Consider the following 21,548-nt stretch of genomic DNA (forward strand, 5'->3'; position numbering starts at 1 on the left):
TATGACGTTACTATCGAAGATTTACGCCGCCGTGGGTGGAGTTTGTATTTTAAGTTATGCCGCTTTTACCGTCTCTGGAATCGAGTTGGGTAGCAACAAACTCAGCGATTCCCCTCGAACGTATTCATCGTCAACGGGACGGTCTTCCGGTGGCGGATGGTTTTACGGCGGTGGCGGCTATGGGGGAGGAAAATAGACGACAATGAATTCCTGGATGAATCTCATCGGGCATATGCTCGCTGCTACCGAAAACGAAGTCACTAACGGCCCCGCTCCACCAACCGGATCTCCAATGGAAAACTTGGTCCCACTGATTATCTCGGCCCTGGTCTTCACAACCATCGGCGTCCTTCTCTTCGCCATCTGCTTGTGGCTTATCGTGAAACTCTCTCCGTTCTCCATTCGGAAAGAGATCGAGGAGGATCAAAACACGTCACTCGGAATCATTATCGGATCAATGATCCTTGGAATCGCCCTGATTCTCGCAGCGGCAATTCACGGCTAGGCGAGCGGCTTCAATGTTGACAACGGCATTCCGAGCCATGAACACGACGATGATCGATGCGGCATGATGATATCTACTGAAGAAAACGCATCGACTGAGAGTGAAGAGATCGATTCGACAGAGTCGGCGGATGGTGTTCACGCCCCACTCCTGTTCCTAAATGTGTTCGTGATCGCGACGTGCGGTCTGGTCTATGAACTTGTCGCAGGCACACTTGCCAGCTATTTGCTTGGCGATTCCGTCACGCAGTTTTCGATTTGCATCGGATTATACCTCTCGGCAATGGGCTGTGGAGCATGGCTGTCTGGATGGATCGACAAATCTATGGCACGCTGCTTCATCGAAGTGGAACTAGCAGTCGCCTTGATCGGGGGTCTCTCGGCCCCCATTCTCTTCATTGCCTATGCCAAGGTCGCCTGGTTTCAGCCTCTCCTGTATGGACTCGTGTTCGTCATTGGAACGCTCGTCGGACTTGAGCTTCCATTACTCATGCGAATTCTTCGAGAAGGGTTGGACTTCAAAGACCTCGTCTCGAGAGTGCTAACCTTCGACTACATCGGCGCACTCGCAGGCTCACTACTGTTCCCGCTCCTACTTGTCCCCAATCTCGGCTTGGCACGCACGTCGTTGATATTCGGGATTCTCAATGGACTGGTCGGTTTCTGGGGCACGTGGTTGCTTCGCCCAGTATTGAACACAGGAGTCACAGGTCTACGCATTCGTGGCCTGGCGACACTGCTCATCCTCGTGGCAGCATTTGTCTTTGCAGGGTGGCTGACGGATCTCGCTGAGGAAGTTATCTATCAAGACCCAATCGTGTTTTCGGAAACTACCAAATATCAGAGAATTGTTGTTACACAAAGCCCGACACGAGTTCAACTTTTTCTCGATGGCAAATTACAATTCAATTCGCGTGATGAGTACCGATATCACGAAGCCCTTGTCCATCCGGCGATGGCGTCTGCAGTCGCTCGCCAGAATGTATTAATCCTTGGTGGCGGCGATGGACTAGCAGCGCGAGAGGTTTTGAAATATGACGACGTCAAGCACGTCACATTAGTTGATCTCGATCCCCATATGACCGCACTCGCCAAGCAATTTCCTCCGCTTGCGAAGCTCAATCAATTTGCGTTGCAAGATGCGAGAACGAAAGTCATCAATCAAGACGCAATGATCTGGATTGAAGACGATCCCGCGACATACGATGTGGTTATCATCGACTTCCCCGACCCCAACAACTACGCCCTCGGGAAACTCTACACGAGCCGATTCTATCGACTCCTCGCACGCCGTTTGAAACCCGACTCTATTGTTGCTCTACAAGCCACCTCACCACTGTTTGCACGTAAGGCGTATTGGTGTATCCAAAACACCCTTGCCGCTTCGGGATATGCAGTCCATCCGTACCAGATCACGGTTCCGTCTTTCGGTGTTTGGGGTTTCGGATTAGCCAAACTCCAGCCCTTCTCGACTCCTAACCAAATCGTCGGCGATCCTTCGTTGAAATACCTGAACGACAGTATCCTCGCGAGTCTATTCCACTTCCCAACCGACATGGCTCGTTTAGACACCGAAGTCAATCGACTCGACAATCAAATGCTGGTCCAATATTACGAGAGATACTAGATTTGTTCTTAACGATGTCTCATTACAAGTCATGGTTGTCCTCCCATGCATATGTCGTGAGGGAAACACAACTACAATTGCTACTAGGCCGAAGCGTCTGAACTTCTATCGACGCGACCAAACGTTTGAATTCCACTTAGTCGGTATTTTATGCAGTCTCGTTCGACTCGTCGCGAATTCCTAGCATCAGCCATTGGATTACCCCTTGTCCTCAGTGGGTGCGATCGAAATCCAAGTCAGCGAACAATCCCCCCGGGCGAATTAGTCGGAGCGTCTGCAAATGTCGGACATCGGCTCCGAGAACGAAAACGGTTTGAAGTTCCGCAAGACCGATGGCAGAAATCACGAGTCGTCATCGTCGGGGCGGGAATCGCTGGTTTGTCCGCCGCGCGGCGACTCCAGAAACACGGGATCAAAGATTTTCAGATCCTCGAACTAGAGTCCCACGCCGGTGGCACATCGAGGAGCGGGAGTCACAATGGATTCCAATACCCGTGGGGAGCCCACTATCTACCAGCCCCGACCGCAGCGAACGTTGATCTTGTTGACCTGCTTGACGAGATGGGTGTTGTCGATGGACGCACGACTGACGGTGAACCAATCATCGCCGAACAGTGTCTCTGCCGAGCACCGCAAGAGCGGGTGTACTACAAAGGTGCTTGGTATGAGGGACTATATGTCACGACTGACGAAACGAAATCCGATCGGGAGCAGTATAGCCGATTTCGGCAACTAGTTGGTAAGTTCGCCGATTTCCGAGATGAAGCCGGTCGCCGCGCGTTTGGTTTGCCGATTTCGTCTTGCACTCAAGACGCACAAATTACAGCACTCGATCACATCACCATGTCAGAGTGGTTGAAACGCCAAGGCCTGACATCGCCAAAACTTCACGACCTCATAGATTACTGTTGTCGAGACGATTACGGCCTACGATGCGAGCGAACAAGTGCTTGGGCTGGACTTTTCTACTTTGCGGCGAGACTGCCACATTCCGGTGCCAAAACGCAGCCGTTCATCACATGGCCGGAAGGCAATGGAAGAATCGTGAACCACTTGCGAGAACGTAACGGGTCGCGGCTCAAAACTAGCTGGGCCGTCGCAGAGGTTATCCCCTCTATTGCGGACTCCAATGAACCAGTTCAAGTGATTGCCGTCTCATCGGATGGAAGCGAGACGATCGGTCTACAAGCTGATCGAGTCATCATGGCGACCCCGCAGTTTGTCACCCCCTACATGATCCGAGACTGGCGAGAGAATCGTCCCGAACATATTCAATCGTTTGAGTATAGTTCCTGGGTTGTCGCCAACCTTTTTTTAAAAGATCGACCTGCGACTCGAGACAGTGACTATCCACTTTGCTGGGACAATGTGATCGCAGATAGTCCCTCACTAGGCTATGTTGTGGCCACACATCAGGCACTCGTGGATTATGGTCCGACAGTACTAACATGGTATCTCCCGCTCTGTGATGCTGAAACTCACATCGCACGACAGGAATTGCTGAATGAGGGACGTGAGGCGTGGGCGGACGCAGCGCTTAGCGACATTGAACGGGCTCATCCCGATATCCGCCGACTGACCACTCGAGTTGACGTCATGCGTTGGGGACACGCCATGATCCAGCCCACACCAGGATTGATTTGGGGACCAGACCGGCAAGCGGCTATCGAGCCCTATCATGGAATCGCCTTCGCAAACTCGGATCTATCCGGTGTCGCATTGTTCGAGGAAGCTTTTGACCAAGGCAATCGTGCAGCAGACTGGGTAGCCAACGAACTTCAGCAGAGCGCGAACGCATCCTAGCCGGAGCTGTTTTGGTGACAATTCAACCAATGACAACAACCGAAGCTAGCCACAATCGATTCCCATGGCTCTTCTCACCGGCGATTGACCTGAGCGTTTTTCTCGGAAGCGCTGTTGTCTCACTAGTTTTACTATGGTTCGGGTCATACATAGGTGTTATTGACTCAGACACGCCAGAGTGGGCATGGGTCCCCGCGATTCTTTTAGTCGATGTCGCTCATGTTTACTCGACCGCATTCCGTGTGTACTTCGTTCCGAATGAATTGAAGCGGGATTGGCCACTTTATCTCGGCGTGCCAATAATGGCATTCGTTATCGGGATTGTGATTCATCGACTTTGGGGGCCCACGGTTTTCTGGCGAATTCTAGCATACTTAGCCGTATTTCATTTTGTTCGTCAACAATATGGCTGGGTTGCGCTCTATCGAGCAAAAGCTAAAGAACACGATCGGCTCTCAAAATGGATTGACACACTAGCAATCTATCTCGCGACCGTGTATCCGCTCGTCTATTGGCATACCCACTTGCCAAGAAATTTTGCTTGGTTCCTACCTGACAACTTTGTATCGCTTCCTGTGTTCATTCATCAGATTCTTCGGCCGATCTATTGGTTGAGTCTGATTGCATATGCGGGGAGTTCAATTTGGCGTTGGACAGTCGGCCGACCGAACCCAGGAAAGGATCTGGTCGTCCTAACGACTGCCATTTGCTGGTATGTGGGTATTGTTGTTTTTAACTCGGATTATGCATTTACGGTTACGAATGTGATTATCCACGGGGTCCCCTATTTAGCCCTCGTCTATTGGTACTGGCAAACCCATCAACAAAGTTCAATGCCCACAACGCGGTTTCAACAACTCTTCATTTTCCTGGCGACGATTTGGCTATTTGCCTATGTCGAGGAACTTGTCTGGGACCGCAGCGTGTGGCAGGATCGGTCTTGGCTTTTTGGCACGCCTTGGGAGATTGAATCTTGGCAGAATTTCGTCGTTCCGTTACTCGCCGTCCCTCAAATTACCCACTATGTTTTGGACGGATACATTTGGAAACGCAGACGCAATCCTAAGTTCTCAACACCGATTGACTAGCCTGGTCCGCGTGTAACGGCGTATGGTGTTCGACAATGTTTCTGACAATAGTGAATATCGAGTTCCGTTCGACATTCCTGCCGATTGAGTTGATTGAACCTCGATCGTGCCTGAGGTAAAATGTGGTCAGAAGGGTATTGTGAAATTTACCCAGCGACAGTTGTCTCCGTTCCGATTGATTTGAGGTTCCGGCCATGGGATTGTTCGAGAAACTACGAAATGAACTCATCGACATTATTGAGTGGTTGGACGATTCCCACTCAACGTTGGTGTGGCGGTTCCCTCGATATCAAAACGAGATCAAGAATGGAGCCCAGTTAATTGTCCGCCCCGGTCAAGTGGCGATTTTTGTGCATCGTGGAGAACTGGCCGACGTTTTCGAGCCCGGCAACTACACGCTGAAGACTGACAACCTGCCTCTGCTTTCGACCTTGCAAGGTTGGAAATACGGCTTCGACAGCCCGTTTCGCTCGGAAGTTTACTTCGTTAGCACGAAGAAACTGACTGGGCTTAAGTGGGGTACGCCGAATCCCATTATGCTCCGCGATCCGGAATTTGGTCCAATTCGACTGCGGGCCTTTGGAACGTACTCGTTGAAGTGCCAGGATCCGCGGGCTTTGCTGACTGAACTTGTCGGTACGGACTCGGAGTTCGATAGCAACGAAGTCAACGAGTTGCTGCGGTCGATCATCGTTGAAGCATTTACGGATATGCTCGGCGAAAAAAACATCGCGGCTCTGGATTTGGCGTCGAATTATCGCGAGATCTCGAAGGAGTTGCGTGAGTACGCCGTCGAACGCGTGGACGATGAGTACGGCTTGGATTTGCCGGACATGTTCATCGTCAACATTTCGCTGCCGGAAGCCGTCGAAAAGGCGATGGACACACGCACGAGCATGGGCGTGATTGGCGATATGGGAAAATATCAGGCGTATCAGATGGGAACGGCGATCGAAGCTGCGGCCAACAACCCCGCGGGTGGCGGTGCTTCCGAAGGGATGGGACTTGGGATGGGATTCGCGATGGCAAACAAATTTGCGCAAGGCGGAGCAGCTCCGGCTGGAGCGCCAGTCCCACCGCCTCCGCCGCAAGCAGTGCAATGGCACACTTCATCGAATGGCCAAACATCTCCACCGATGAGTGAGCAACAACTCGGTAGTCAGATCAGTGCTGGCCAAATCACGCCGGAAACTTACGTCTGGAGTGCAGGCATGTCCGGCTGGCAACCAGCAAGCCAAGTCCCGCAGTTGGCAGTCTACTTTCGGCAAACGCCACCGCCGCCACCTCCGGCAGCTCCGTAAGGGATGACGCCGGTATCGAACATGTTGCAGCCGCGACTCTTCGCTGTGTCCTTAGAGATGCATGTGCTCGGGTGAGTTGGTCTCACGATGCAGTCCCAGGCGAAGGTGTTGCGGAGTTTTTAGATCCCCTTTCACCTCTGTCTTGAGCCGCTCGCCCATGTTTCGATACCTCACTCTCGTCCCGATGGTTCTTTGGCTATGCACATCCTCGGTACTTGCGGATGACGCCGTTACAATTTCTGGTGAACGGAGACCGTGGCGGACCATCACACTGACGCTTGATGGCCCCGCCATGAGCGAGACTGACACGGAACCGAATCCGTTTACCGACATTCGCTTCGAGGTTCGTTTCCGACATGAATCCGGTTCACCGGATTATCTTGTGCCGGGTTACTTCGCTGCGGACGGACAAGCCGCCAATACATCCGCGACTTCCGGAAACAAGTGGCGTGCCCATCTTTCGCCGGACAAGGCGGGGCAATGGTCTTACGAGATCCGTTTTCACCGCGGTTCACTCGTGGCACTCGACCGCAATGTCACCTCGAGTGCCGTTGCCCCATTCGACGGCATCACTGGGCAGTTTACGATTGAGCCGATCGCATCGGGGTCAAACCATCCCCGTGATCGCGGGCGTTTGCAGTACGTCGGGAAACGATATCTTCGATTTGCTCAATCTGGCGAGTACTTTTTGAAGGCCGGTGCCGACGCGCCGGAAACTCTGCTGGGCTATCGGGATTTCGATGGCACGGTTGCCCGGAAAAAGAAAGTTCCCTTGAAAACGTGGGCACCTCACATTCGCGATTGGCGAACGGGCGATCCGACCTGGAAAAACGGAAAAGGCAAGGGGCTCATCGGTGCGATCAATTACCTCTCCGGCAAAGGCGTCAACGCGTTTTCATTTCTGACATACAATGCTGGCGGAGATGGCGACAACGTTTGGCCATTCGTCGAGCGAGATGACAAACGGCACTACGATTGCTCGAAACTCGACCAGTGGGGCATCGTCTTCGAACATGGCACGAACTTGGGAATGTATCTGCATTTCAAGTTGCAGGAGACAGAAAACGATGACAATCGCCATCGGCGAGGAAAGAACGTTCCCGAATCGTTGGATGGTGGCGACTTGGGCCCCGAACGCAAATTGTATTGCCGAGAAATTATTGCTCGGTTCGCCCATAACTTGGCATTGAACTGGAATCTCGGGGAAGAGAACACGCAGTCAACGCAGCAACAACGCGCAATGGCGAAGTACATCCACGAGCTCGACCCGTACAATCATTTGATCGTTGTTCATACCTATCCCAACCAGCAAGACAAGGTGTATCGACCATTGCTCGGCAAAGGCTCCGTGCTTCGTGGATGCTCGCTGCAGAATAGTCATATCAAGGACACACATCATCAGACTGTGAAGTGGGTTGAAGAGTCCGCAGAGGCGGGCCAGCCTTGGGTGGTCGCGTTCGATGAATCTGGCTCGGCAGCTCACGGCCAAGCTCCCGACTTGGGTTACCAGGGGTTCGATGGCAAAGACCGAACGGGCAAGTTCATCTACACCCAACACGAAGTTCGTCGCCAAACTCTTTGGGGCGCCCTCATGGGTGGTGGTGCCGGGGTGGAGTATTACTTTGGCTATCAATTCCCCGAGAATGACCTGCTTGCCGAGGATTGGCGAAGTCGTGACCAAAGTTGGGATTACTGCCGAATTGCATTGAAGTTCTTTCGCGACCACCAGATTCCGATTGCAGAGTTGGAGAATCACGACGAACTTGTCGGCAACCCAAAGCACGACAACTCTTGCTATTGCTTCGCGAAGCCCGGGGAGATCTATCTCGTTTACCAACCCGGTGGCAAGAAACATTCGCTAGACCTTACTGATCAACAGGGCCCATTCGAGATCGCTTGGTTCAATCCACGAACGGGGGGTGAACTGCAATCGGCGTCAATAACGAGCATCAAAGGCGGTCAGACATCGACACTGGGGCAACCACCGTCCGATGCCAATGAGGACTGGCTTGCAATCGCTCGTCGGAAAAAGTGAGTGATTAGCGTTTGCGTTCGAAGGGTAGTTCGATTGGTATCCTTTCCAACGAGGAGAACGACAATGAATTGGCAAGTCATTGGACAATTGCAGATGCTTGCGTCGCTAGTCTTCTCGATACCAAACGCAGTTGCAAATTCGCCCGCCGTGGCGGAGACATCGCAACAACGATTGATCGAAGGTTGGATCAGTCAGCTAACGGCCGATGGACATCCCAACCATCGGGCCGCTACGGAAGACTTAACGAAGGTCGGTGCAGAAGCTGTCGACGCAATTGCCTCCGCTGCCAAGACCGACGACAAATTGTTGACGCTCCATTGTGTGAGCGTTCTCTTGCGAATGCTCAGTTCCGACGATGTGACGACTCAAACTGCAGCCCAAACAGCCTTGAAGCAACTCGCGAGTAGTCCAAACAAGTTCCTAGCCAACGCCGCCGAGCAAGCCATCACAATAAAGGCTGCGAATCGCCGCATCAGACGGGGCAATCCCGGTGGCGGATTGAAGTTCAACGGCGTGATGGTTCCCGGCGTGAAGAATCTTCGCGTGCAAACGAAAACGGTCAACGGCAAACGTTCCATCGCCATTCAGATGGACAAAAAGAAAATCGAGATTGCCGACACGAATGGTCAGGACATTACGATCACCGTGACCGAGCCGAGGGAAGACGACAACGGAAATATCGTCCGCAAACCGAAGACGTATACGGCGAAGGACTATAATGAACTGCGGATCGTCCATCCTGATATCGTGGAACTCTATCAACGATTTGCTGGTCGACCGATCGCACGACCGGTTCCCATTCCGTTCAGGCGGCCGATTCTCAATCACGTTCAAGCAATGAAACGTCAGCTCAAATCAATGGACGAAATATTGGAACGACTGGAGGACCGAGTCAAAGCAGGACGGCTTCCTCAGACTCATTTCGATCGAATCCGGCAAGGCATTGATCGTCGTCGCGAAAAACTTATCGAGCGCATCAACCAAGAAGAAACTGCAGAAAAGGTAAACGCCGAATGAAAGTCGCGTTGTTCAGCACGAAGCCCTACGATCGAAAGTTCTTCAAACAAGCCAATCAGGAATCTCCTCATGAGTTGACGTTCCTCGAGCCTCGGCTGACGCCATTAACGGCACCGTTGGCTAAGGGTTACGATGCTGCTTGCTTGTTTGTTAACGATCAAGCGGACGCCGAGACACTCGAAGTGCTAGCGGACAGTGGTGTGAAAGTTCTCGCGTTACGGTGTGCCGGGTTTAACAACGTCGATCTTAACGCAGCGGAACGACTCGGGCTAACGGTTGTGCGAGTGCCCGCATATTCGCCACACGCAGTCGCGGAGCATACCGTCGGTTTGATGCTTACTCTAAACCGACAAATCCATCGCGGCTACAACCGAGTCCGTGAAGGTAACTTTGCACTCGATGGGCTCTTGGGTTTTGACCTTCATGAAAAAGTTGTTGGTATCATCGGCACGGGAATCATTGGGGCCGTAGTTGCGAAAATCTTGAGCGGCTTCGGTTGCCATTTGCTTGCATATGATGTGCGAGAGAATCCTGATTGTGTTGAACTTGGAGTCAACTACACTTCGCTCGATGAGATTTATGCCAAATCGGATGTCATCACATTGCACTGCCCTCTGACTCCGCAAACACACCATCTCATCAATGCAGATGCCATTGCAGAAATGAAACCGGGAGTCATGTTGATCAACACCAGCCGCGGTGGCATCGTCGAAACACCTGCCGTGATCGATGGCTTGAAGACCAGCCGCGTGGGATCACTGGGAATTGACGTTTACGAAGAAGAAGGCGACTTATTTTTCGAGGATCTTTCGAATTTTGTCATTCGGGACGATGTCTTCGCCCGGCTTTTGACGTTTCCGAATGTCTTGGTCACGGGGCATCAAGCGTTTTTCACCGAAGAAGCCCTACAACAGATAGCCGGGACCACGCTGGGCAATCTGCAAGACCTTGCAGACGGTCGAGAGTGCCCCAACGAAGTCTCCGCCGCGAAACTTTCCGGCGGTTAGCAACAAACACTTGCAGTTGCCCATTCTGGGTGGTTAAACAAAGGGAACCGCTTCTCAATTATTGGTCAATTTGAAATCCCATATTATGGCGACTGCAACTGGAACCCCTCACATCCCCGTCAGTCCCCGAAGCAATCGACTGCCACTCGAAATCCCCGGTCCAATCGCACGGACCCGTTGGGGACGATTGAAAGCAATGTCTCGGTTCAGTCGCGATTCGGTCGCGCTGGGTAATGAGTTGTTCCGAAAGCATGGCCCCGTGGTCTCGATTGTCAGGGGTGGCGGAACTCGTCTCTTCACGCCGTGGAAAAAGGACTGTCCAGGATCCGTTTTGGTTCGCGGGCCAGAGTTGCTCAAGGAAGTCGCCACCAAACACGACACGTATCACAAATTTCACCTTAGCGGCGTTCTTCATCCTTATGGCGATACTTCCGAACGGACCGCCCCCCTGCGGGTCTTTGCCTCTGGCTTGTTTGGCGTAAACGGTGACGATCACCGGCGACAACGAAAGATGATGGCGCCGGCCTTTATCCCGAATCGGGTGGCAACCTACGCCGATGCGATGATCGAAGTCACGGAACGAATGACTTCGAATTGGCAAGTTGGGCAGACCTTTGATATCGCGGTGGAAATGCGTGAACTCGCCAGAGAAATCGCCAGCGTGTGCCTGTTCGGTGAAAGCCTTGAGGATGGTGGGACTGAGCTTACCGCTGGCGTGCAAACCGGATTGGCCCTGGTGAGCAATCCATTGGTTCGCTTGTTTCCGTATGATCTACCGGGGTTGCCGTATCGCAAGCTCCTTGAGGTCTCGGAAATCGCCTATCGCCGGGCTCAGGGCGTGATTGCTCGACGTCGGGCAGAACCAGATAAAGCCGATGATGTCCTTTCCATGTTGCTCAAGGCTCGTGACGAGACCGATGGAGCAGCATTGACGGAAGACGAACTTATCGGCCACGTCAACGTTCTGTTTGCGGCCGGTCACGAAACTAGTGCGAATGCTCTGACATGGACGTGTTTCTTACTTTCGCAACATCCCGAGATCTACGCCGATCTGGTCGAGGAACTCCAAAGTGAGCTGAACGGGGAGACGGCTCGGCCATCCGATTTCGAGCGGCTCCCCTTGCTTGATCGAGTCATCAAAGAGAGCATGCGGATCATTACACCGGTCCCATGGAATGGCCGAGTGTTGGCCCAGGATGCCGAACTTGGCGGGTTCGAATTACCGGTGGGAACAGAAGTGATGGGCAGTATCTATCACACACATCACATGCCGGAAATCTTCGCGGAGCCAGAACGTTTTCAACCCAGCCGCTTTTCTGATCATCACTATACGGGTTATGAATATAACCCGTTCAGTGCTGGCCAACGCATTTGCATCGGTGCCGGATTCGCGATGCAAGAGATCAAAATCGTACTCTCGCACCTGCTACAGAAATTTCAGCTCGAATTTATTCCCGAACGTCCAATCGATCGGCAGGGCACCATTGTCATCATCCCGAAACAGGGAATGCTCATGCGAACGCGGCCTACGGGCGAGAACTACGCAAGGGGCGTTGGGACTGTCGCGGGCAACGTCAGAGACATGGTGGAACTGCCGACTTAGGCCAATTACATTTCAATCGGCTCGATGGTCTAACGATCCGATTTCCGATCGGCCGTCACAAGTTTGTCGAGCAAGCCATTGACGAACTGCGGAGACTGAGCTGAGCCAAACTTCCGAGCCAGTTCGATCGCTTCGTCGATGGCAACCTGATACGGCGTGTCACTGTGCAAGATCTCAAAGGCTCCGATCCGCAACGCATTTCGATCCGTGATTGCCATGCGGGACAAACTCCAGTTCTCGGCAACCGTCTCTAAACGGGCATCAACGTCCGCGCGGCATTCCATCACGCCAGCAAAGACCTGCCAGGCGAATTCACAGAGATCGGGTTCGGAAATTTCCTCCGCAATCTGAAAACGCACCGATTTGGGGTCGGTGTCCGCATTGACATCCATTTGATAGAGCATTTGCAATGCGACTTCACGGGCTTTACTACGACGAGCCATGATTCCTTCCGAATGCCCCAAGGGGCGCGAGTCCAGTTGATGTTAACTGAGATCATATCAACATGGCTCTGCTTAGAGAGCCATGACGACTGGTTCCAAAAAGACGATCGTTGATTTCATCATTGATCTGGGCGACCAACGATCCCCAGATTCACAGTCTCACCGCACTGCTTGAGCGTTGTATTCAATTCTGACTCGGTGCGGCAGAACTGTCTAGAGCGCGGTTTGCCATTCCCAATCGCCTCGGAATTGTCCTTCCGGGGCGAACCGCAGACAAAGCCGATACTTGAAGGCTAGATTTGGTCGAGCTTCCGCAACACGTTGACTGTTTCGATAGCCGCCAACGTAGCTTCGACACCTTTGTTCCCGGCTTTGCCGCCGGCTCGGTCCATGGCTTGTTCCATCGACTGGCAAGTCAGCACACCGAACGAAACTGGTAGCCCCGTTTCGTGACTGGTTTGCATCAGACCGGCTGCCAGTTGTTGATTGATGTACTCATGATGAGTGGTTTGGCCCTGGATGACCGCTCCCAGACAGATCACGGCAACGAACTGGCCGCTCTTTGCCAAGCGATCGGCGACCACGGGAATCTCGAACGCTCCCGGAACACGGACAATCGTAACGCGATCGTCCGGCGTACCATGTCGGCGGAGCGTATCCAAAGCGCCTTCAAGCAAGCGATCCGTCACCAAGCTGTTAAATCGCGAAACAACAACCGCATACGCACCATCGCTCGCCAATAATTCGCCTTCAATCGTGTTTGCCAACTTCGTTACCTCACGACATGTTTTGATCAAATATGGACCCGTGGATCGTAGCAACTTCTCGACGAACCGGTAGTCAGCCATTCGACTTCAATCTGATCCGACGGTTGTTGTGTCTTTCCCGACGTGGCTTGGCCCAAGAACAGGAGCATCAATGACGAAGCAAAGAGCAATGACCGAAGGCGGCTCGTGTTTTGATGCCGCGACTGACGCATTCGGTCCGATTGTTGACTCAGAGCATTGCTACGCCAGGTCCGTGGGACCATTGGCCATGAATCACTGTTTTGCCATCGATGACAACGATGGTGAAACGGCATCACCGAATGACAGCTCTTTTCGCTGGCAAAATCAGCCTAGGTTCATACTGAGCAGGAATTCTTCGTTGGTTTTGGTCCGTCTCATGCGGTTCGTCAGCAGTTCCATAGCCTCGACGGGGTTCATGTCGTTCAGGACTCGTCGGAGAATCCACACGCGGCGAAGTTCCTCTTCATCCATCAACAATTCCTCACGACGTGTGCCGGACTTGTTGACATCAATCGCAGGCCACACACGTTTTTCGACGAGTCGCCGGTCGAGATGCAGTTCCGTGTTGCCGGTGCCTTTGAACTCTTCGAAGATCACCTCGTCCATCTTGCTACCAGTGTCGACGAGAGCCGTCGCGATGATGGTCAAGCTCCCGCCTTCCTCCACATTTCGAGCCGCTCCGAAGAATCGTTTCGGGTGCTGCAATGCGTTCGCGTCGACACCACCCGTCAGAATTTTCCCAGAGTGCGGCACTTCCGTGTTCCAGGCACGAGCGAGTCGTGTAATGGAATCGAGGAAAATGATCACATCGTGGCCGTACTCCACCATGCGTTTGGCTTTCTCGATCACCATCTCCGAGACTTGAATGTGTCGACTCGGCGGTTCATCGAAGGTGCTGGAAATCACTTCGCTATTACGGCCTTTGACATGCCGCTCCATCTCGGTGACTTCTTCCGGCCGCTCGTCGATGAGCAACATGATGACGTATGCATCGGGATGGTTCTTGAGCGTTGCCTGGGCGAGTTGTTGAAGCAGGATGGTTTTCCCCGCCCGTGGCGGCGAGACGATCAAACCGCGTTGTCCCATGCCGATCGGGGCCACGATGTCAACGGCCCGTGTGCTGAGCATGTTTGGATCGGTCGAAAGCCGCAACCGGGTTTCTGGGTGTAGAGGTGTTAGATCGTCAAAAAACACCTTGTCGGAAAGGATGTTCGGGTCCTCTCCGTTGATGGCTTCCACACGCAGCAACGCGAAGTAACGTTCGTTTTCTTTCGGCGGCCGAATCTGACCAGCCACTGTCGCCCCAGTTCGCAAACCGAACCGTCGAATTTGACTTGGCGAAACGTAAATATCGTCAGGGCAGGGGAGGTAATGATAATCGGGACTTCGCAGAAACCCGAATCCGTCCGGAAGGATCTCCAGTGTTCCTTCACCGAACATCAGGCCGTTCATCTTCGTTTGTTCTTTGAGAATCTTGAAGATGAGGTCCTGTTTCTTCAGTCCTGTGTACTCGCTCAATCCCTCTTTCCTAGCCAGATCCAGCAGCTCTTTCATCGTCATCCGCTGGAGTTCGGCGATATGGATATCGGAGTCTGAGAGATCCGGCGTGTCCTTCTTATCCCGCCCGCCACTACCACTCGATGTGTTCGAGCTGGAATTCTGACGGGACGAACGGCGGACCGCACTCAACGGTGCGTCCTTGATTGCGGTGCTGGTTGCCGATTCGGTTGCTTCAGAGGATGATTTGGATGATTTGGGCATGGTGAGTGGCCTTGGTTTCAGAAGCCATTTGCTCAAGATGCAGATCACGACGTGTGATCTGTGAGCAATGCGGGCTCAGAACGAAGGAGGTTAGTAGCTAGGAGTTGAGAGTCTCAGGCTGGGGTGATCGTCAATTCAAAGGGGGTACCCATTGATCTTGCTTCGTGGTGTCTATTCATTCGACATATGGCTGCGTTTCTTCGAGTACGGTATCGTCGTGAAATGCCGATCTGAGCGGTGAAGAAAAACGCGTGTTCCAAAATTCTGCGAACTGTCGAGCAGAGTCTTCCAGTTCGCCAGTGTTACGAATGGTCCAATCGGACCGTGTCTGCTTCTCCTCAAGCGGGAGTTGATTGGCCTCCCGTCGGATCAGCTCATCTTGGCTCCATCCCCGTCCTGTTTGCAATCGCTGTTGGCGAATGTCATGCGGGACATCGATGAAGACGACCGCATCACACAATTCGTGCCAACCCGTCTCGAACAAAATTGGAGCATCGAGAACAATGGCTTGGACATTTGGTTCGTTGTCGCGGATCGTCTTGATCTGAGCCAAAAGTCGCTTCCGAATGCGGGGGTGAACGATTCGTTCAAGTTGGTCAAGTTGCTCGCGACACGCGGGCGAATCGCCAAAAACTCGTCGCCCCAAAATCTTCCGATCCACCGCCCCCGACTCATTGAACACTTCATCGCCAAACTGGTTTCGAATCTGCGTTTTGACGACGTCTTCTTCGAGAACTGCATGCCCGGCGCTGTCTGCGTCGAGCACCCGGATGGGGAAACGATCAGCCACATGTCTTGCGACCGACGATTTCCCGGACCCAATGCCGCCGACAATTCCAATTAAAGGAAGCTGCCGATTTGAGATGGCATTCACCGGAGAGAACTCACAAAGAAGTAAACAGGATTAGAAAAACCCATGCCGTCGCCGACATGTTCGATGATTTGATGATTCGAGGCAGTAAGGTCAGTGAAAGACTGTCAGCTAAATGCACATGACGTTAGGCAGTTCTGAGAGATCCCATTCAGCTGATGAGTTTGGCGAAGAATGTTGATGTCGTGATGGGGAGCAATTTATGGAATCGATATGGGGCAGACCGAACACAAGCGACAAATTGGCTTCGTATTGCTGGGGACGAAATCTGAATTCCGCAAGAGTGAAGATCGGGGGCGATTTGGGCACCCGTTGGTTCCATGTTGCCGTATTCAATTCTCACTGTCAACGACAAATGGCTGACTTCATTTCTTTTTCTCGAGGTGAGAAAACCGATCCCCCGCAAACTCGAAAACCACCGCCATTATACGCACCAATGTCACGTCGTGGGCCGAAAAAAAGCATTTTGCCGGTTCAATCGGCGATGATTTTGAAAAGTTCGATCGATTCGATTGCGACACTCGGATTCTTTTTGACATCACGCCGCCCGAAGGTATGTTTCACCGCCCTCACAACCCACCTCTCCTCAATCCCGCCCCTATGCCTATGACCAATCGCGATCGGAAAATCGGATTATCAGAAGCCATCACTCCATCGCTGGCGTCCCTCTGTCCCATGCCCCGACAGAAAGCCCCCACCAAGTCGTCCTCTGATCGAATTGCAGTGCTCAGTATCGGTGGAGATTCGATCGGAAGCCAACACGCCGACGGTCGTTATGTGCCATTGCTGAAGCAACAGTTTGACGCTCTTCACGATGCCGGTTTTCAGTTCCGTTCATTGTATTCAGCGATGGAACGTGTCCGCCGCGAGGAGCCGATTGCCGAAAGAACCCTAGCTGTTACGCTCGAATCCGAACACGCTCAGCCAGATTCCCGATTGATTCGAGAACTGATTTCGCTGAACGTTTCCGTCACCGTTCTTTTTGACGCTGCTCAGTTAGCGGCGATGTCTCCCCAAGATCATGATGCTTGGCATCGCTGGGCGTTGACCGGGTTAGTCGACTTTGGGGTCCAACCCATTGCACAAGGTGATTCCAAACCGCACTCCCTCGAGTTCTATCGGGAAATGTCAACAGGCGTTGAAAGCTTGGAATCCATCTTTGCGGTAACGCAGCCAGTCCTCGTCTTTCCCGTAAATTCAGGGATTTGGGGCTCTGAGTATGAAGAGATCGCGATGGCTGTGGGGGCCGTCGCTTGTATTACCAATCAGCAACAATCGGTTGACTTACGTTCAAATCCCTTCGTTTGGGGCCGATTCCAAATGGCTGCGAGCGACTCGCCACGTGCTATTGTGAAGAGATTGTCTCGTCAGTACTCGCGTTGGCACCGCCTGTGGAACCAGATTAGCGAACCGTTTCGCGCAACCCCGATACAAGCACCAACGTTGGTCGCACAAGGGATGTAGAAATGATCGGCGAGCTAGCAACGACAATCAAAGACGCAGCAAACCGCGGAACGGCAGCCACACAAGTGCTGGGTTCGGAACCGACTCGGCGACCACGGAAAGCCGATGGCACGTCGCATCGAAAAGGAAGCAGCCATCGATGAAAATTCTTCAGTGTCACAATTTCTACCAGCGTCCCGGTGGTGAAGACCAGGTCTTCGCCGCGGAGGGCACGTTGATGGAATCACACGGTCATCAGGTCATTCGATATACACGTCACAACGACGAAGTTGACCAGTTGAACAGTTTGGCATTGGCGAAGAAGACGTTTTCGAACCGTGAATCGTATCGTGAGATTCGATCATTGATTCGCCGAGAACGTCCGGACGTCATGCACTGCACCAATATCTTCCCGTTGATTTCGCCGTCCGCGTACGCGGCTGCCAAGGCGGAGGGGGTGCCGGTTGTTCAGACGCTGCACAACTATCGATTGCTCTGTCCCAAAGCCCAAATGGTGCGTGACGGCTCAATCTGCCAAAAATGTATGACAACGCGAACCTTCTGGCCGGCGGTGATGCATCGCTGCTATCGCGGTAGTCGCTCCGCGTCGGCCGTGACGGCCGCCATGTTGGCCACACGCTGGGCGCTTGGCACGTGGCAAAATCAAGTGGATCGCTACATCGCGTTGACCGATTCTGGCCAAAACTTATTCATTGAGGGTGGCATCTCCCCGGAACAGATCGTCGTCAAGCCGAACTTTGTCAGTCATGATCCGGGCATCGGAAGTGGATCGGGAGAATACGCCATCTTCGTCGGGCGACTTTCACCGGAAAAGGGAATCGAAACTCTCCTTGAGACTTGGAAGCGTTTCGAGAATCGAATTCCCCTCAAGATCATCGGTGATGGGCCAATGGCCGAGCAAGTCCGAACGGCCACGGAACAAAATCCGTCGATTGAATGGCTCGGACAACGCTCACACGACGAAGTTCTTGATCTCATCGGTGAAGCACGTTGTCTCGTTTTTCCATCCGTTTGGCTCGAACCCTTTGGCCTCTCCATGATTGAGGCCTTTGCGAAGGGCACGCCGGTGGTGGCGTCTCGCTGCGGTGCCATGATCGACCTTGTTGAACACGGCCATAACGGTCTGCATTTCATTCCTGGCGATGCTGATAGCTTTGCTGATCGAATGCGGGAAATCTGGGATAATGTCGACCTGCTCAAAATGCGTCGCGCTGCGCGAGACACCTACGAAGAACGATATACATCCGAAAAGAATTACGAGTTGCTAATTAACATCTACGAGGGAGTGCTGAATGCGAGTCCCGCTCCAGAGTCCGAACTAACACTCGATGCAAACACTCCAGCGGATGTTCGCGTCTAATTCTTCGTTTCCGTCTACCACTTCACTCAATTGAATTCTTTAGACAACGATTGTTCCGTCTCTCGACGTCTGTGCTTCCATAGAGAACGTTCGGAACAGCGGGGAGACCTTACACCATCGTTACCCGAACAACGACGACATGATGTGTCAGTCGTCGTGCGGCATAATTGGCTTTGACAACGAATGTCACTTGAACTGCCTGATGTCAGGAATCGAAAGAATTCACGGGCTGATATGTGCAATATGCACCTACTTCAAGGCGGCTCCTGGCACCGGTTCGCCGTTCGTAGTCAGAATCTGAAAATGATGGATTCCGGTCGACAGACCATCCACATATTTCCAAACGACTTTCTTGGCCCGAGTCACCTCGAATAACTTAGGCGCGTAGGGATCAATGCGTCCGCCGGCATAACTTGTGATCACGATGTGACCATTCGGAAGAACTTGGGCTCCGCAAGGATCTTGAAGCCAGTCGCCGGGTAGATCGTCGTTGGTGAGCGTCCAGACAATTTCTCCCTGATTATCAAAATCGACAACACGATTTCCATGGGTGCAACAGACGAGTGTGTGTCCGTCACCATGTCGGATTGCCGTAAATGGCCAGGTGTGAACGTTGTGATCGGTGTCGCCAGAGACGGTCGTATCGAGTCGATCAAGAACTTCACCGTCGGATGAATAGTGGTAGACCGCGAAATCTAAGAGGTGCGGAACGAGGTAAGTTCCCTCGGCGGTTTTCCTCGCCATTCGAGTCTGCATATGATGATTTTTCTTCTGGCAGGCCAAAGGAAATTCCACCAGGATTTTTCCGTCAGGGTTAACTTCCAAGAGTCTCGGATTCTTGCCGGCCTCCGTAATCACAAAGTGACCCTCTCGAGTTGGCTCGGCACTGTTAACTTCGCTTTGGGTACCTTTCCAGATTAGCGTCTCCTGACCTTTCGGCGAGATACTAACAACCGCCCCGCCGCGATACTTTTTCGATCGACTCAGCGTCAGAACAATTGTGCCATCGTCAAGAACATAGCCATCGCGAGTCGACGCAGGATAAGTCCAACTTGCTTGGCCATCGGCTTCCATGATGTAGGTGTTTTTGCCACAGGCGAGAAACCGATGAGTGATGTCCTGAGCCTGCACAACCGGAAGCCAGCAAGACGCTGCAACGAGAAGAACCAATCGAATTTTCGAGTTCATGGAAAGTCCTGACACTGATATCAAACGGCGGGGTTGGTCGTTCGAGCCCGAGCCGATTCTCATTGAATTTGTTCGTGGTCCGGCACCCGAAGTGATCGACCTTTGAGGCATCTTATCACGCATTCGATCCTCGGACGGATTGGGCCGAATCCACAATTGTCGCTTTTGCCACACGAATGTCGAGGATAGAATGCGACACGTGATTAACGATTTGCGACACGCTGATCACTCGTCAGTAGAAGACTCCGAGCACAAGATATTCGCTTGAACCGTGATGAGTCGTCAGCGTTCGGAACCACGGGACAAGGTCACCACTACTCCAATGCCGCCACGGGTCAAAAGAACACGGAAGGTTGCTTTGCTGGTTGAGTCATCTCGCACTTACGGTCGGGGGCTCCTGCGTGGCATTGCGCTGTTCGCGCGGACACGAAGCGATTGGTCTCTGATGCACCAGGAGATGACGATCGACGTCCACTTACCGGATTGGATGAAGGAGGCACCAATTGATGGCGTCATTGCGCGGGTCGATCAATCTACTATCGGCCCTCTTCGTCAGCTCGGCGTCCCATGCGTCGATGTCCGGTGCAGCGGTCGGTTTCCAGGAATCCCCCAAGTTGAAACGGATGATCGTTTGGTCGCGGAACTGGCGTTCGAACATCTTTGGGACCGTGGTTTTCGCCGGTTTGCGTTTTGCGGGTTTCAGTTCGCTCATTACTCCGACACGCGAGTTCAGTATTTCCGAGAACTCGTTGAAGAGACCGGCTGCCCGCTCTCAATCTATGAGACACCTGGGGAACGGAATGCTTCCCTATCGGTGCTCGAAAAATCCGGCTTGGTCGACGCCGAAGCGATGTCAACTTGGTTGGGCTCACTCCAGCCGCCGACGGGTCTTTTTGTTTGTAACGATATTCGAGGACAGCAGGTCCTCAATGTTTGTCGAGGGGTAGGGCTAGCTGTCCCGGATGATATCGGAGTCATTGGAGTCGATGACGATGACGCGATCTGCCCGCTTAGTGATCCACCGTTATCAAGTGTTCGTCCAGACGCCGAACGGGTTGGCTACCGTGCTGCCGAAATCTTGGACGCCATGTTAAACGGTCGGGCTGTACCCGAAGTTGTCGAATACATCCCCCCAAAACGTGTTGTTCAACGGATGTCGACACAAGTCAGCGCAATCGAAGATCGGGAAGTCGCCCGTATCTGTCGATTCATTCGTGAACATGCCTGTGATGGCATTGATGTGAGTGACGTTGTGCAATACTCAACGCTGTCAAGACGACAGCTGGAACGCCGGTTTCGTAGCGAACTCAACCGCACTCCACACGAAGAAATTACGAATTCGCAAATTGCTAAGGTCAAACAATTGTTGACCGAGACAGACATGACGCTTGAGCAAATCACGCCTTTAGCAGGATACTCGCACAAAGAAAGCCTTAGTGCAGTTTTCAAGCGAGAGGTCGGCGAAACACCTGGCGAGTACCGGCGACGACTAAATTCAATCTCAGATTAGACGACACACGACCTCACAGTCTGATCCACACTGGCCCGAGGTTTCGGACAACTCTTGGCATCATCAGTCCCCGATTACAACTCATGGAAGGGTGCACCATCCCATCCGTACCCTTTTATATTTCATCAGAAGTTGTTTAGATATTCAACGCTTGTGATCGGAGTGATCAAAGCAGTTC

General features: G+C 52.7%; 18 protein-coding genes. 13 read left to right on the plus strand and 5 right to left on the minus strand.

The genetic code is table 11. From position 1 onward, the window contains the following. The first annotated feature begins 1 nt into the window (after window position 1). The 10 genes from G6R38_RS14190 to G6R38_RS14235 all read left to right on the plus strand — a co-directional run bounded on the left by G6R38_RS14190 (window position 2) and on the right by G6R38_RS14235 (window position 11,985). Window positions 2-196 carry a hypothetical protein gene (locus G6R38_RS14190; RefSeq protein WP_166826526.1) on the plus strand — a complete coding sequence of 65 codons (195 nt, stop codon included), beginning with the start codon at window positions 2-4 and terminating at the stop codon, window positions 194-196. A 6-nt stretch (window positions 197-202) separates the two neighbouring features. Further along, entirely contained in the window at window positions 203-505 is a 303-nt protein-coding gene (locus G6R38_RS14195; RefSeq protein WP_206028579.1) for a DUF350 domain-containing protein, read from the plus strand. Window positions 506-568: 63 nt separating this feature from the next. After that, window positions 569-2,131 (plus strand): polyamine aminopropyltransferase, encoded by a 1,563-nt coding sequence (locus G6R38_RS14200; RefSeq protein WP_206028580.1) that lies wholly within the window; start codon window positions 569-571, stop codon window positions 2,129-2,131. Between the two features lie 150 nt (window positions 2,132-2,281). Beyond that, a complete protein-coding gene (locus tag G6R38_RS14205) occupies window positions 2,282-3,934 on the plus strand; it encodes an FAD-dependent oxidoreductase (protein WP_166826530.1) in 1,653 nt (550 codons plus the stop codon). Window positions 3,935-3,948: 14 nt separating this feature from the next. After that, window positions 3,949-5,022, plus strand: coding sequence for a hypothetical protein (locus tag G6R38_RS14210; protein ID WP_206028581.1), 1,074 nt, complete (start codon window positions 3,949-3,951; stop codon window positions 5,020-5,022). Window positions 5,023-5,216: 194 nt separating this feature from the next. Next, window positions 5,217-6,323 (plus strand): SPFH domain-containing protein, encoded by a 1,107-nt coding sequence (locus G6R38_RS14215; RefSeq protein ID WP_166826533.1) that lies wholly within the window; start codon window positions 5,217-5,219, stop codon window positions 6,321-6,323. Window positions 6,324-6,480: 157 nt separating this feature from the next. Further along, a complete protein-coding gene (locus tag G6R38_RS14220; RefSeq protein WP_240928196.1) occupies window positions 6,481-8,358 on the plus strand; it encodes a DUF5060 domain-containing protein in 1,878 nt (625 codons plus the stop codon). A gap of 63 nt (window positions 8,359-8,421) precedes the next feature. Further along, window positions 8,422-9,375, plus strand: a complete 954-nt coding sequence (locus G6R38_RS14225) for a hypothetical protein (protein ID WP_166826540.1) — start codon at window positions 8,422-8,424, stop codon at window positions 9,373-9,375. After that, entirely contained in the window at window positions 9,372-10,382 is a 1,011-nt protein-coding gene (locus G6R38_RS14230; protein WP_166826543.1) for a 2-hydroxyacid dehydrogenase, read from the plus strand. Before G6R38_RS14225 ends, G6R38_RS14230 begins: the two co-directional genes overlap by 4 nt. An 85-nt stretch (window positions 10,383-10,467) precedes the next feature. Next, on the plus strand, window positions 10,468-11,985 hold the full coding sequence (locus G6R38_RS14235; protein ID WP_166826547.1) for a cytochrome P450: 1,518 nt from the start codon (window positions 10,468-10,470) through the stop codon (window positions 11,983-11,985). A gap of 29 nt (window positions 11,986-12,014) precedes the next feature. Here the strand turns inward: G6R38_RS14235 and nusB are convergent, their stop codons facing one another. The 4 genes from nusB to coaE all read right to left on the minus strand — a co-directional run bounded on the left by nusB (window position 12,015) and on the right by coaE (window position 15,851). Continuing rightward, window positions 12,015-12,428, minus strand: a complete 414-nt coding sequence (gene nusB / locus G6R38_RS14240; protein ID WP_166826552.1) for a transcription antitermination factor NusB — start codon at window positions 12,426-12,428, stop codon at window positions 12,015-12,017. A gap of 293 nt (window positions 12,429-12,721) precedes the next feature. After that, complete coding sequence (gene ribH / locus G6R38_RS14245) at window positions 12,722-13,276, minus strand: 6,7-dimethyl-8-ribityllumazine synthase (protein ID WP_166826556.1); 555 nt, start codon at window positions 13,274-13,276, stop codon at window positions 12,722-12,724. 264 nt (window positions 13,277-13,540) lie between these two features. After that, window positions 13,541-14,977 (minus strand): transcription termination factor Rho, encoded by a 1,437-nt coding sequence (rho, locus tag G6R38_RS14250; protein WP_390881395.1) that lies wholly within the window; start codon window positions 14,975-14,977, stop codon window positions 13,541-13,543. Between the two features lie 175 nt (window positions 14,978-15,152). Continuing rightward, window positions 15,153-15,851, minus strand: a complete 699-nt coding sequence (gene coaE / locus G6R38_RS14255) for a dephospho-CoA kinase (RefSeq protein WP_166826559.1) — start codon at window positions 15,849-15,851, stop codon at window positions 15,153-15,155. 597 nt (window positions 15,852-16,448) lie between these two features. On the opposite strand from coaE, the gene G6R38_RS14260 reads away from it, so the two are divergent. Together G6R38_RS14260 and G6R38_RS14265 are read left to right on the plus strand one after the other, a co-directional pair. Then, on the plus strand, window positions 16,449-17,312 hold the full coding sequence (locus G6R38_RS14260; protein ID WP_166826562.1) for a hypothetical protein: 864 nt from the start codon (window positions 16,449-16,451) through the stop codon (window positions 17,310-17,312). A 139-nt stretch (window positions 17,313-17,451) separates the two neighbouring features. Further along, the gene (locus tag G6R38_RS14265; RefSeq protein WP_166826565.1) at window positions 17,452-18,672 is read left to right on the plus strand and encodes a glycosyltransferase family 4 protein; all 1,221 of its coding nucleotides are present in this window, start codon (window positions 17,452-17,454) and stop codon (window positions 18,670-18,672) included. Between the two features lie 249 nt (window positions 18,673-18,921). On the opposite strand, the gene G6R38_RS14270 is transcribed toward G6R38_RS14265, so the two are convergent. Beyond that, window positions 18,922-19,860, minus strand: a complete 939-nt coding sequence (locus G6R38_RS14270; RefSeq protein ID WP_166826568.1) for a beta-propeller domain-containing protein — start codon at window positions 19,858-19,860, stop codon at window positions 18,922-18,924. Window positions 19,861-20,305: 445 nt separating this feature from the next. On the opposite strand from G6R38_RS14270, the gene G6R38_RS14275 reads away from it, so the two are divergent. Further along, window positions 20,306-21,370: an AraC family transcriptional regulator gene (locus G6R38_RS14275; protein WP_240928198.1), complete on the plus strand. Its 1,065-nt coding sequence runs from the start codon at window positions 20,306-20,308 to the stop codon at window positions 21,368-21,370. Window positions 21,371-21,548: the final 178 nt, after the last annotated feature.

The sequence above is a fragment of the Thalassoroseus pseudoceratinae genome (assembly GCF_011634775.1).
GTDB classification, from domain to species: domain Bacteria; phylum Planctomycetota; class Planctomycetia; order Planctomycetales; family Planctomycetaceae; genus Thalassoroseus; species Thalassoroseus pseudoceratinae.